A 12,536-nucleotide genomic window follows, 5' to 3' on the forward strand; every position below is an offset into this window, starting at 1 on the left:
CTTGCGGAAGCCTTTTTGTTGGGCTGGCTTACTTGCTGCCGCCCGTGTTCGGATATCCCGGAGGAGGCGCAGCGCCGCCGGCCGGGGTATTCGGCACGTTGTCATTGGCCTCGCGCTTGCGATTGGGCATTTCCGACCCATGCTTGTCCGACTTCATGTGACCGCTCTTGTCCAGATTCGGCGGCGTCGTGCCCGTATTGGGCGCGGCGTTCGGGGCAGGCGGAATCTGGCCCGGAGGCACCTTGGTGTTGGGCGGCACGGCAGCCCCGTCGTTCGGCGTCGTGGACGGCGAGGTCGGGGGGGTGCTGCGGCCCGTGGACTGGGCATAGGCGCCGCCAGCGGTCGCAACGCCGGCAATCAAAGCAAACGCGCAGGTCATGGCACGGTATTTCATAGCGTAGCTCCTTCCTTGGTTGAAATGCACCGACCTAGTCGCAAGCCCCGTGCCTGACCCCCTGCCCGCCTTCTCCCCCGCTGGTAGTCCTCCGTGCGGGGCATTTTTTACCTGTGTTTGCAACACTTGACCCTCAACGTGCCCGCTGCGGCCCCGCGCTCTCCTCCAGCATCCGCTGCACCCGATCACCCAGCGCATCCAGCGAGAACGGCTTGACGATCAGCTCCATGCCTTCTTCCAGGAATCCGCCCGCGCTGGCCGCGCTTTCGGCGTAACCCGTCATGAGCAGAACCCGCAGGCCGGGGTGCGCGACGCGCGCGGCATCGGCCAATTGGCGGCCGTTCAAATTGGGCAGGCCCACGTCGGTCACCAGCAGGCTCAGGTTGCGCGTTGACGTCACCAGCTCAAGGCCGGCCTCGCCATCGCCGGCCGTCAACACATGCAGCCCCATGTCCACCAGCGACTCCCGCACCATTTCCCGCACATTCGTATCGTCTTCCACGACGATAACGAAGGCCTGGCCCGCCGACGCCGCCTTCGCGCCCGTCGCCCTAGGCATTTCGGCCGCCATCTCCGGCACGCCCTGATGACGCGGCAGATACAGGCGAACCGACGTGCCGACACCTTCGGCGCTTTCCAGCACGGCACTGCCGCCCGCCTGCTTGGCAAAACCGTAGGTCATCGACAGACCCAGGCCCGTGCCCTCGCCGAGCGGCTTGGTCGTGAAGAACGGATCGAAGGCGTGCGCCAGTACGTCTGGCGACATGCCGCACCCGACGTCCGACACGGTGACCTCGACGAAAGCGCCGGGATTGACGCCCGGGTTCTGGCGCAGCGACGCGGCGTCCAAATGGGTATTCGCCGCGGCAACGGTCAATACGCCGCCGTTGGGCATTGAGTCGCAGGCGTTGATCACCAGGTTGAGCATTGCGTTCTCGAACTGGTTCCGGTCGCAGTTGACGGGCCACAGACCCGGCTCCAGATCGAAGACCAGATTCACGCGCTCGCCGGTGTAGCGATGAAACAGGTCGGTCATGGAATGCAGCGTGGCTTCCACGCTGAACGGCTTGGGGTCGATCGGCTGGCGCCGCGAGAACGTCAGCAGCCGCTGCGTCAGATGCGCGGCGCGATTCGCCGAATCCATGGCCACGGTGATGAAGCGCTGCGCCTGTTCCGGCACGCCGGCCGTCAGCTTGCGCTGCACCAGATACAGCGCGCCCGTGATCCCTTGGAGCATGTTGTTGAAGTCGTGCGCGATACCGCCCGTCAAGCGCCCCACCGCTTCCATCTTCTGCGCCTGGCGCAGCGCATTCTCGGTATCGGCCAGGGCTTCGGCCTGCGCTTTCAGGTCCGAATCGTCGCGCCCGGCCACATACAGGCTGTCCTCCGACCACGACATGCTCCATGTGATCCAGCTGTAGCCCCCCTCGCGCCGCAACACCCGGTTTTCCACGTGCCGGGCCGGTTGCGCGCCGTTCGCCTTGGCGTGCGGCGACCAGGCGGCGCGGGTCGCCTCCAGGTCATCCGGGTGGATCAGCTCTGAAAGTCCCATCGACAGGAACTGGTCGGGGTTCCATCCCAGAATGGTTTGCACCGCGGGACTCACGCTGGCAAATCTGCCCCGGCCATCGATGACCGCAAGCAGCTCGGGCGACATCCGCCAGATGCGGTCCCGCTCGGCGATTGCGTGCTCGACCCGCTGCTCCAGCATGCGCGCATACTGCGACCGCTCAACGGCATCGCACATCCGTTCGGCCACTTCCTCGATGAAGGCCAGATCCGCGGGCTTGAGCCGGCTGCTGGACAAGGGGCGGACCACCAGCGCGCCGCCCTGCCGCGCCCATCGGCGCATCGGCACCACGATGGCCGACGGGCGGACGTCGCCGCCCTCTTGCGCCACGAGCGGCTGCAGGTACGTCGTGCGCCCATTGCGCACCGCCTCGAAGAAATCGTCGCCCAATTGCTCTGTCGCCAGCGGCTCCTGGCGCGCCACGTACACGTCGGACTGCCAGGACGTCGACACGACGGGCGCCGCGCCGTCGCCGGCCCAATCCAGAACTGACACCAGGCCCAGCGACAGGTGCTGCCCCAGCCCCGCGCAGGCGGTCTCCTCGATCGCGGCCTGCAGATGCAGTTCACGCATGCGGTCGCCCAGCGCCAACAGGAAATTCTTGCGATGCTGGCCTTCCCACAGCTCGGTCTCGGCAGCCTTGCGCGCGGAAACGTCCAGGAACAGCGCCATGATCCGGTCGGGCCCTTCCTTGCGCGCCCGCGCTTCGTACCACGCATCGTTGGGCGCGGGAACGGCAAATTCAAACTGGGTCGGCTCGCCCGTTTCCACGACCTGGGCAAACGTATCCAGGATCTGGCTGGGCACGCCCGGAATCATTTCACGCAGCGTGTGACCCAGCGTGTCGCCTTCCCGCATGCCGCTCTGGCGTTCGAAGGCCGGGTTCACTTCAAGAAAGCGGAAGTCGGCGATGCGGCCATCCTCGCCGCGCAAGGCCTCGGCAAGGAAGAAGGCCTCCTGCATGCCCTCGAACATGGCGCGCCAGCGGTCGCCGCTGCGCCGCAAGGCCACGTCGAGCAGATGCCGTTCAATTGCCAGGGCGGCGCTACGCGTGACCAGCGCAATGGCGTCGATGTCGTGCGCCGACGGCAGGCGGCTTTCGTCGTAATAGTTGGAGAACACGCCCAGCAGCCGCCCATCTGGCGCCTTGATCGGGGTCGACCAACAGGCACGCAGGCCATGCGCCGCCGCCACGTCGCGCCATGCGGCCCAACGAGGATCCCGGGAGATGTCTTCCACGTAGACCGGGCAGCCCGAATGCGCTGCAGCGCCCCACGGGCCGGCCTCGGGCCCGATCATCACCCCGCTTACGGCAGCGTTGAACTCTTCCGGCAGGCTGGGCGCGGCGCCATGCACCAGCCTGCCTCCCTTGTCGTCCACCAGCGCGATGGACGCGCGCAGCTTCACGCTCGATTGGGCCTCGATGGCGTGAAGCACATGTTCTAGCACCTGCTGGAGCGGCACGCCGGCAGCGATTCGCTCCAGCATGATGCGTTCGTCTTCAAGACGAGCTAGCGTGTCGGTCCATGGCAGGGACACGCGGTCTTGCTTGGTCAGCATGGTTCCCCCTATCGCAATACAGAATGTATCGCGATAGGAGCACGCGTGGGGCAACCCTGCGTAACGCGACGCTACCCTTCCTGCAAAAAGAGGCGGTCAGGCGGGCCCCGCCACCCCTGCCGCCGGGTCACGGCGCCCCGTGCGCCAGGCAAGGCCGGCGCTGATCGTCAATGCGGCCGCCAGCAGGCCGCCGGCCATCGCGGCCACGCCGTGCCAACCGCCAACTGTCCAGAATTGGCCGCCCAGCGCGCCCAGGACGCTGGACCCCACGTAATAGACCAGCAGGTAAAACGAGGCGGCCAGCGCCTTGTAGCCTCGTGCCATCTGACCCACCCAGCCGCTTGCGACGGCATGGGCGGCAAAAAAGCCGAACGTAAAGACCACGATGCCCGCGACCAGGACGGGCAGCGAATCCGAGAGCGTCAGCACCAGGCCCGCCAGCGCCAGCCCCGACGCGGCGCAGAGCATCGCGCCGCGCCCGTGACGGTCGGCCAGGCGGCCGAACCAGGTCGAGGCGAAGATGCCCACCAGATAGACGACGAAGATGAAGCCGATGAAGGTCTGGCTAAGCGAGAACGGCGGGAGCAACAGCCGGAAGCCGACATAGTTGTAGACGGCCACGAAAGCGCCCATCAGCAGTCCGCCCAGGGCGAACAGTGCGCACAGAGGCCCATTCTTCAAGTGCGCGCCGGCGCCGGCGCGCACGTCGGACCAGACGCCTGCCCACCCCTGGCCGCGCCGCGGCGTGAAGCGGCGCGAGGCCGGCAGGAGCCACAGGAACAGCACGGCCGCGACGATCCCCAGCAGTCCCAGCGTCCCCATCGCCGCGCGCCACCCGAAATGATCGGACACCAGGCCGGTGATGACCCGTCCCGACAGCCCGCCAAACGCGCTGCCGCTGATATACAGCCCCATCGCGAAACCCAGCGTGCCCGGTTCGACCTCCTCGGCCAGGTAGGCCATGGCCACGGCGGGCACCCCGCCCATGGCCACCCCCTGCAAGGCGCGCAGGGCCAGCAGGCTCTGCCAGTCCGGGGCGACCGCCGCGATGGTGCCAAGAATGGCGGACGCGAACAGAGACCACGCCATGACGCGCTTGCGCGGCAGAGCGGCCGAAAACAGGCCGACAAAGAAAATGGCGATGGCCAGCAAGCCCGTGCACAGTGACAGCACCAGGCTGCTCTGCGCGGGCGAAACGTGGAAAGCCTGGGTGAACAGCGGCATCAGCGGCTGCACGCAATACAACAGCGAAAACGTGGAAAAGCCGGCGGCGAAGAGCGCCCATTGGGCGCGGCGCAGACCCGGCGTGCCGCGCGCCAGATAAGCCGGCGCCGAAACGCCGGAGTCTGTAGCGTGACTTGCAGAAGGGGTAGACATCAGGATTCTCGAAAAACACCCGGGCAGGAGCCCGTGGAGAACAAGGTAGACATTTCCCCTGCATATGTCCAATATATGAAACCGCTCCTGTCTATATTTAAAACCGATGGAACTGCGTCACCTGCGGTATTTCACCGCCGTCGCCGAGGAACTGCACTTCACTCGCGCGGCCGCACGCCTGGGCATCGGCCAGCCCCCGCTCAGCCAGCAGATCCAGCAATTGGAGCGCGAGATCGGCACGCCGCTCTTTCTGCGCCTGCCACGCGGCATCGCGCTGACCGAAGCCGGTGTGCAATTTTTGGACGACGCCCGCGCCATCCTGGCCAGTGCCGACCGCGCCATCGATATGGCCAGGCGGCTGGGGCGCGGCGAACGCGGCGCCATCACGGTCGGCTTTACCGCGTCGGCCGTCTTTCATCCCTACCTGCCCCGGGCCATCCGCGCTTTTCGCGACCGCTATCCGGACGTGCGCATCACGCTGACCGAAAGTAATACCGTCACGCTGCTGCGCGGCCTGCGCGCGGGCGACGTGGACGTGGCCTTTGTCCGCCCGCCCTACGTGCTGGACGCCGAATTCGAATCGGAGCGGGTGCTCGATGAGCCCATGCTGATCGCCCTGCCGCCGGACCATCCGCTCAGCAGGAAACGCGCGGTCCCGATCGCCGCGCTGGCCGAGGAGGACTTCGTGCTTTATCCGCGGCCCATCGGCGCGGGCCTGTACGACGCCATCCAGTCCGCCTGCCAGCGCGCCGGCTTTGCCCCGCGCGTCATCCAGGAAGCGCCGCAGATGGCGTCGATCGTGAGCCTGGTGGCGGCTGGCGTTGGTATCTCCATCGTGCCCGCCGCGATGCGGCACATGGGCGCCCAGGGCATCGAGTACCGTCCCATCAAGGGCGATGCGCCCCATGCGCTGCTGGACATGGCCTACCGACGCCATGACCGCTCGGTGGCCGCCGAAAACGCCGTCGGCATGCTGCGCCGGCTGGCGCATCCCGAACGCGAGTGAGGGTCAGCCCCGAAGATGGCCCGTATCGGCCTGTCGCGTTTGTCATCTTCTGTAAACCAGCAGCGCGGGGCTGGGGCTAGACTCTCGCGCTTGCTGGCGATGCGTCCCTTGGAATCCGCGATGCCGGCCGCGCCCAACTTTTCAAAGGTGACCCCGTGAGACGTACCCTTCTGGCCCTGGCCTTTGCAACGATTCCCGGCTTCGCCGCTGCCGCCGCGCTGCCCTCCGCCATCGGCGCGGTCACCGTCTACCAGGACCGCGCGGTCGTCACCCGCGCCGCCAGCAGCGACCTGACCGCCGGCGAACACGAACTGATCCTGGACAACCTGCCGGCCTCGCTGCAGGAAAACTCGCTGCAGGTGTCCGCCAAGAGCACCGGCCAGGCGACGCTGCTGGACGTCAAGGTCAGCGACGTCTACCAGACCGACACCGCCAACGAACGCGTGCGGTCGATCGAAGCGCAGCTCGACAAGCTAACTGCCAGGCAAGCCGCGCTCGACGACGAAGCCGCGGTGCTGGACAACCAGCGCGAACTCATTCTGATGATGCAGCGCGGCGCCACGGAACCGGCCAAGGAAGGCGCCCGAATCACGGTGGATGAGCTCAAGGCGATCCAGACGCTCAGCGCCGAGTCTTTGGCCACGACGCTGGCGGGCCTGCGCCGCGTCGCCGAACAGAAGACCGCGCTGGAGCGCGAAATGACGGCGCTGCAAACCCAGCTTGGCCAGGTCCGTGGCGAGGCGGGCCGGCGCACCAAGAAGGTCGCCTTGCGCGTCGGCATGGCGCGCGCCGGCAAGCTCGACCTCGCGCTGTCGTATGCCGTGGCGGGCGCGCGCTGGACGCCCGCCTATGATGCGCGGCTGCGTCCGGCCGATCGTCAGGTGGACCTTGGCTACTTCGGTGTCATCCGCCAGAACACGGGCGAAGACTGGAACAACGTGAAGCTGACGCTGTCCACCGCCCGGCCGTCGCTGGGCGGCGGCGCGCCCACGCTGCGTCCGTGGATCATCGATGTGGCCGCCCCGCCTGCGCCGCCCCGGCCCGTCGCCGCGCCGGCCCCTGCTGCCGTCCAGGCCGAGATGCACGCCAAGCGCGCGCCGCGCGCCCGCGCGATGGAAGACAGCGCCTTGCTGCCCGAGCCGCAGCCCGAGGCCATCGAGCTGTCCACGGCACAGGTCCAGAATGCGGCAACCAGCGCGTCTTTCCAGATCCAGAACCCGGCAACGCTGCTGTCGGACAACACCACGCAGCGCGTCGCCATCGCCACCGCCAAGCTGCCGGCCACCTTGCAATACCAATCCACGCCCGCGATGCGCGAAACCGTCTACTTGACCGCGCAGGCCAGCAACAACACCGACTTTCCGTTCCTGGCGGGTCCGCTCAATACCTTTCTGGATGATGCCTTTGTCGCCACGGGCGCCATGAAAGCGGTCATGCCCGGCGAAAAGCTGGAGCTGGCGCTGGGCGCGGACGAGGGCATCTCCATCAAGCGCCAGCTGGTCAACCGCTACACCGAGAGCACCGGCTTTTCGGGCAGCGGCAAGCGTGTGACCTACGAGTACAAGATCACCGTCAAGAACAACAAGTCGACCAAGGAACAGGTGACCTTCAAGGATCACCTGCCCATCTCGCGCAACGAAAAAATCGTGGTCAAGCTGCTGTCGCCCGCCGACCGTGACATCAAGCGCGAAGAGGACGGCAAGCTGGTGTGGGACTGGGAGCTCGAGCCGGGCAAGTCGCGCGAGACGGTGTTGAAGTTCTCGGTGGATTACCCGGGTGATATCGACGTGTCCGGACTCTGACGCGCTAGCGCATCTGGAAGGCTTCCTGGTGGAACAGTTGCCGCACCGGCATGCCCCGTCGGTACAAGCCATCCTTCAGCGCGTCGGCAAAACCGGTGGGACCGCAGAACCAGACACTTGGCCAGGGCGTCCCTTCCTGTCTGGCCTGCGCCAGTTCGGCGGCCGTCAGGGGCCGGTGCTCGTCGCTGTAGCGCACGTCCAACTTCACGCTGGGAACGCGCGCGCACAACTGGCGCAACCGGTCGGCGAAAGGCGCATCGGCCGCATTGCGGGCGCAGTAATACAAGGTGGCGTCGGGCGCATCCGCGGGCCGCGTCTGCAAGGCCTCAAGCCATGAAATGAAGGGCGTCACGCCGATGCCCGCGCCCACCCAGATCTGACGGCGGCCCTCGTCCCGGCGAAAGTCGAAACAGCCGTATGGCCCTTCAATGGTCACCGCCTGCCCGGCCGCCAGGCTCTTCTGCAGGCGCCGCGTGTAATCGCCGAGCGCCTTGATCGAAAACTGCACCCTGCCCGAGCCATCGTCGGCGCCCGACACCGTGAAGGGGTGCGCGCCTTCCTTGCGATCCGCGGTCAGGAAGGCGAACTGGCCGGCGCGGTGATGCCAATCGCCCTCGACACGACAGGTCACGCGCAGGATGTCATCCGACAGATGCTGCACCTCCAGCACGGTGCCCTTGTAGCGGCGCGCCCGCCCGATGCGGCCCGTCAGCGCCATGACCGCGCAGACCGATCCCACCGCGGTCGCAAGGCCAACCAGCCAACCCGCCGGCTGCGACCACCACGCGGCGGGCGTGAGCACGACGCCATGAAACGCCGCCACCAGGAAGATCACGGCGGCGATGCGATGGACCTGGCGCCACACGTGGTACGGGAACCGGCGCCACAGCGTCAGCAGCACCATCGCCACCAGGATCCAGACGGCGTATTCGCCCAGATCCTTGGCCGATCCCCGGAACATGTCCAGCATGGCCGCGGCGCGGGGCGTCTTGGGAACCGGATCGAAAATGGCCAGCAGCAGCGGCTTGGCGAGTTTGATGAGGTAGTGCGCCGCCGCCAGCGCGGTGGCCAGGATGCCGCACCACTTGTGCAGCCGGTACATCTTGTCCAGGCCATCCAGCCGCGTTTCCAGCCAGACCGGCCTGACCGACAGCAGCATGATGAGCGCCATCAGCACATAAGCCGCCAAACCGGTCAGCAAAATCAGTTGGTCGCGCCACGTCCATACGTTGAAGGCGGCGGGCGGCTGCAGCCACAAGGCAAGCGCCCAGGCCAGGACGCTGACGGCGAGGATCGTGAAAAGGATTCGGCGCATTGGCATCGCTCCCAGTAAATCGGCGACCGTGTCGAACCAAGACAGGCGGCAGACATAATGGTAGTTTCGCCCAGGGCCGCTATTTCGGGTACCCCGGCCGTCCTTTGACGCGAATCAAGCCCATCCCAGCAAAAAAAGGCACGCCGCCCGCGCTCAATGCGCGCGGCAATATTCGATGAATTCGTCCGGGGACAACGGCATCGAAATCCCATAGCCCTGAGCCAGGTCGCATCCCAGTTCGCGAAGCAGTTGCACGTCGCGCTCCTGCTCCACCCCTTCGGCAACCACGCGCCGGCCCAGCACCCGCCCCATTTCGATAGCCGCCGCCACGACGGCGCGCGAGGCGGGCTCGCGGTGCATGTGGACGATGAAGTCCCGGTCGATCTTCAGTTCGTTGAAGGGCATGGCCGAGAACAGGCGCATGGAGGCGATGCCCGCGCCGAAGTCGTCCATCGCGAGCTCGAAGCCGCGCACGCGCAACAGGTTCAGCGTGGACGACAGCGCCAGCCAGTCGGTCACCGGCTCGTCTTCGGTAAGTTCGACCTTGATCAGCCTGGCCGGCAGCCCCGCCTGCCCCACCTTCTGCTCCAGCAGGCCGGGCAGGTCGCGCGAGCACAGTGTCGAAGCCGACGCGTTGATCGCGACCGGCACCGCGACATCCGCGTCCTGCAGCCGGCGCAACACCTCCAGCACGCGGTCGGTGACGCGGCTGAACAACATGCGGTCCATGCCCAGCCGATGCGCCGCAGGCACGAAGTCCGCCGCGGAGATCGCCCCCAGCTTCGGATCCACCCAGCGCGACAACGCTTCGGCCGCCACCACACGCCCCGTCGACAGGCTGATCTGCGGTTGCAGCACCACGCTCATGTTGGTGCCCGAGAGCAGCGCCTGGCTCAGTGCCGCCTCCATCACCTCGCGCCGCACTGACTTGGGTTTGTCCGGCGAGGCCGACTCGTCGTCGATGCTGCGCAGCGCGTTCTTGATGGCCTGCTGCATCGCCACGCGCGACACGGGCTTTGAGAGCGCCTGCGCGGAGGGGCAACCGGCCTGCAGGGCCAACCGCACATGCGACTGGAGCAATTCGTCGCTCAGGCTGCTGATCCAGATGATCGGCGGCATGCTCTTCAAGCGCCCGGCGTCCACCAGCCGCCGCAGGTCGTTGGGAAGGCGCGTGCCGTCGCCTTCGCCCATCACGATGTCGCTGATGAGCACGTCATGGTATTGACGCGTGATCGCGCCCACCGCCTCGATGCTGCTTCCCAAGCCCGCCACGCGGCGGTAGCCCAATGCCAACAACATGTTCTGCAGATAAGCGCGTTCGACGGGATGGTCTTCTACAAGCAGAATCCGTCGGGACGATCCGGCATCGGGTTTTGGCATTGCTGATCGTCCTGAACTGTGCCTACGGAAAGAAGCCGTGCGCGGCCCCCGCCTGCGCCTGCCGCTGGCCGGCAGCGCCAGCCTGCTGAGAGCGTGCATCAATGCTAAGGCATCCGCGCGAAAAGTGTCCTTATCGATAACGGGTTAATTCAGTTCGCCGCCGATAGACGTAGCCGCCGGACCATCCGCCGTCCGGCTCCATACATTGGGGCCTGTCCCCGCAAGCGGGCGTGGCGATGCCACCCATCCGCCTCCACCGTCCGCGGGTGCGATAATGGCGGACTTTCCCGCATCTACGGCACGGAGCTTTCCCTTGACCCGCATTGACGACCCCCTGCACGACCGCGAGGTCGGCGCCGCCGACGCCACCCAGGACAACACCCGCACCGACGACACCCGCATCAGCGCGGTGCGCCCGCTGATCTCGCCTGCGCTGCTGCAGGACGAACTGCCGGTGTCGCCCAGCATCCAGAACCTCGTCGAGCAAAGCCGCGCCGAGATCGCGGACGTGCTGCACGGCCGGGACGACCGGCTGGTGCTGGTCGTGGGGCCATGTTCCATCCACGATCACGCGCAGGCCATGGAGTACGCGCGCAAGCTGCGTGCCGCCGCCGACGAGCACAAGAAGGATCTGCTGATCGTCATGCGGGTGTATTTCGAAAAGCCCCGCACCACCGTCGGCTGGAAGGGCTACATCAACGACCCGCGCCTGGACGGCAGCTTCCGCATCAATGAAGGCCTGCGCCGCGCCCGCGAACTGCTGCTGGACATCGGCGGCCTGGGTCTGCCGATTGCCACCGAATTCCTCGACCTGCTCAGCCCGCAGTACATCGCCGATCTGATCGCGTGGGGCGCCATCGGCGCACGCACGACCGAAAGCCCCAGCCATCGCCAGCTCAGTTCCGGCCTGAGCTGCCCGCTGGGCTTCAAGAACGGCACCGACGGCGGCGTGCAGATCGCAGCCGACGCCATGGTCGCCGCCAGCGCCAAGCATGCGTTCATGGGCATGACCAAGATGGGTATGGCCGCCATCTTCGAAACCCGCGGCAATCAGGACACCCACGTGATCCTGCGTGGCGGCAAGCAAGGCCCCAACTACGATGCCGCCAGCGTGGACGCATGTTGCGCCGCCCTGCGCAAGGCCGGCCAGCGCGAACAGGTCATGATCGACTGTTCGCACGCCAACTCCAACAAGTCGCACGTGCGCCAGATCGACGTGGCCAACGACATCGCCGCCCAAGTCGCCCAGGGCGACAGCCGCATCACCGGCGTCATGATCGAAAGCCACCTCGAGGAAGGCCGCCAGGACCTCAAGCCTGGCGAACCGCTGCGTCACGGGGTCTCCATTACCGACGCATGCCTGGGCTGGACGCAGACCGAGCCCGTGCTGGCAGCACTGGCGCTGGCCGTGCGCCAGCGCCGCGAAAAGCTGGCCGCCCGCGGCTGATCCCGTTGCCGGGCAGCGGCCGGCCGCCGCTGTTACAGCACATTCCTGAAACAATTGGTATCATGCGGGGCTTCGGGGTCTCTCGACCCCTCCCCGCTTCCCTTCGCTCAGGTATGGATCGTTCTCGCCTTGTCGCGGCCGCGCCGGCCGCATCGCCCCCCGTGCGCCACAGCATTTTCATCTACACCGAGGAACAACGCGGCAACCAGATGGTTGAGTCGCGCGTCCTCGGCATGATGTCCGACGTTTCCGGGTCGGAAAAACTCATCGTCGTGCAGGATCCGTTTCACGGCTTCAAGTACGTCTACCGGATCGACCACGAAAGCAACAATCTCGACGCGGCCGCCATCACTGAAATCGACGAATCGCTGTTCAACGGTAAATCCTCGATCGAGATCAACGCCATGTCCTACCGCCTGGGCACTGCCGAGAACGCGGTGAAGCTGTTGCGCGGCAAGACGCGATGGATCCAGGACAAGGGTTCGGTGCTGTCGGTGCTGCTGCAAAATGCTGCTGCGCGCAAAACGCGCTTTGCACCGGGCCGGATCGAACGCGATCGGATGCGCAAAGTGCCCGATGGCGTGCCGGTCGAATTACTCCCTTAGTTCACCAGGACGGTATCCGCGCTGTTTTTCTTATCCACAGAATTTGTGGATAAGAAAAACGCAAACGCACGGCTGATGGC

At 66.4% G+C, this 12,536-nt stretch carries 9 protein-coding genes; 4 read left to right on the plus strand and 5 right to left on the minus strand.

Going from position 1 to position 12,536, the window contains the following annotated elements; translation table 11 throughout:
* Window positions 1-28: 28 nt before the first annotated feature.
* From HV786_RS08075 to HV786_RS08085, 3 genes are all read right to left on the minus strand, one after another.
* Window positions 29-394: a hypothetical protein gene (locus HV786_RS08075; protein WP_128829248.1), complete on the minus strand. Its 366-nt coding sequence runs from the start codon at window positions 392-394 to the stop codon at window positions 29-31.
* A 133-nt stretch (window positions 395-527) separates the two neighbouring features.
* On the minus strand, window positions 528-3,524 hold the full coding sequence (locus HV786_RS08080) for a GAF domain-containing protein (RefSeq protein ID WP_128829249.1): 2,997 nt from the start codon (window positions 3,522-3,524) through the stop codon (window positions 528-530).
* Window positions 3,525-3,620: 96 nt separating this feature from the next.
* Window positions 3,621-4,901, minus strand: coding sequence for an MFS transporter (locus HV786_RS08085; protein ID WP_175210504.1), 1,281 nt, complete (start codon window positions 4,899-4,901; stop codon window positions 3,621-3,623).
* A gap of 106 nt (window positions 4,902-5,007) precedes the next feature.
* Here HV786_RS08085 and HV786_RS08090 point away from each other — a divergent pair, with 106 nt between their 5' ends.
* Together HV786_RS08090 and HV786_RS08095 are read left to right on the plus strand one after the other, a co-directional pair.
* Window positions 5,008-5,907, plus strand: a complete 900-nt coding sequence (locus tag HV786_RS08090) for a LysR family transcriptional regulator (RefSeq protein ID WP_128829250.1) — start codon at window positions 5,008-5,010, stop codon at window positions 5,905-5,907.
* Window positions 5,908-6,062: 155 nt separating this feature from the next.
* A complete protein-coding gene (locus tag HV786_RS08095; protein ID WP_254599463.1) occupies window positions 6,063-7,709 on the plus strand; it encodes a mucoidy inhibitor MuiA family protein in 1,647 nt (548 codons plus the stop codon).
* A 4-nt stretch (window positions 7,710-7,713) separates the two neighbouring features.
* Here HV786_RS08095 and HV786_RS08100 read toward each other — a convergent pair whose 3' ends face one another.
* A complete protein-coding gene (locus HV786_RS08100; RefSeq protein ID WP_128829251.1) occupies window positions 7,714-9,024 on the minus strand; it encodes a ferredoxin reductase family protein in 1,311 nt (436 codons plus the stop codon).
* A gap of 153 nt (window positions 9,025-9,177) precedes the next feature.
* Window positions 9,178-10,404 (minus strand): EAL domain-containing response regulator, encoded by a 1,227-nt coding sequence (locus HV786_RS08105; protein WP_128829252.1) that lies wholly within the window; start codon window positions 10,402-10,404, stop codon window positions 9,178-9,180.
* Window positions 10,405-10,717: 313 nt separating this feature from the next.
* On the opposite strand from HV786_RS08105, the gene HV786_RS08110 reads away from it, so the two are divergent.
* Together HV786_RS08110 and HV786_RS08115 are read left to right on the plus strand one after the other, a co-directional pair.
* The gene (locus HV786_RS08110; RefSeq protein WP_056317640.1) at window positions 10,718-11,851 is read left to right on the plus strand and encodes a 3-deoxy-7-phosphoheptulonate synthase; all 1,134 of its coding nucleotides are present in this window, start codon (window positions 10,718-10,720) and stop codon (window positions 11,849-11,851) included.
* A gap of 113 nt (window positions 11,852-11,964) precedes the next feature.
* A complete protein-coding gene (locus HV786_RS08115; protein WP_128829285.1) occupies window positions 11,965-12,456 on the plus strand; it encodes a hypothetical protein in 492 nt (163 codons plus the stop codon).
* The last annotated feature ends 80 nt before the right edge of the window (window positions 12,457-12,536 follow it).

The sequence above is a fragment of the Achromobacter mucicolens genome (genome assembly GCF_902859725.1).
GTDB lineage: Bacteria > Pseudomonadota > Gammaproteobacteria > Burkholderiales > Burkholderiaceae_B > Achromobacter > Achromobacter mucicolens.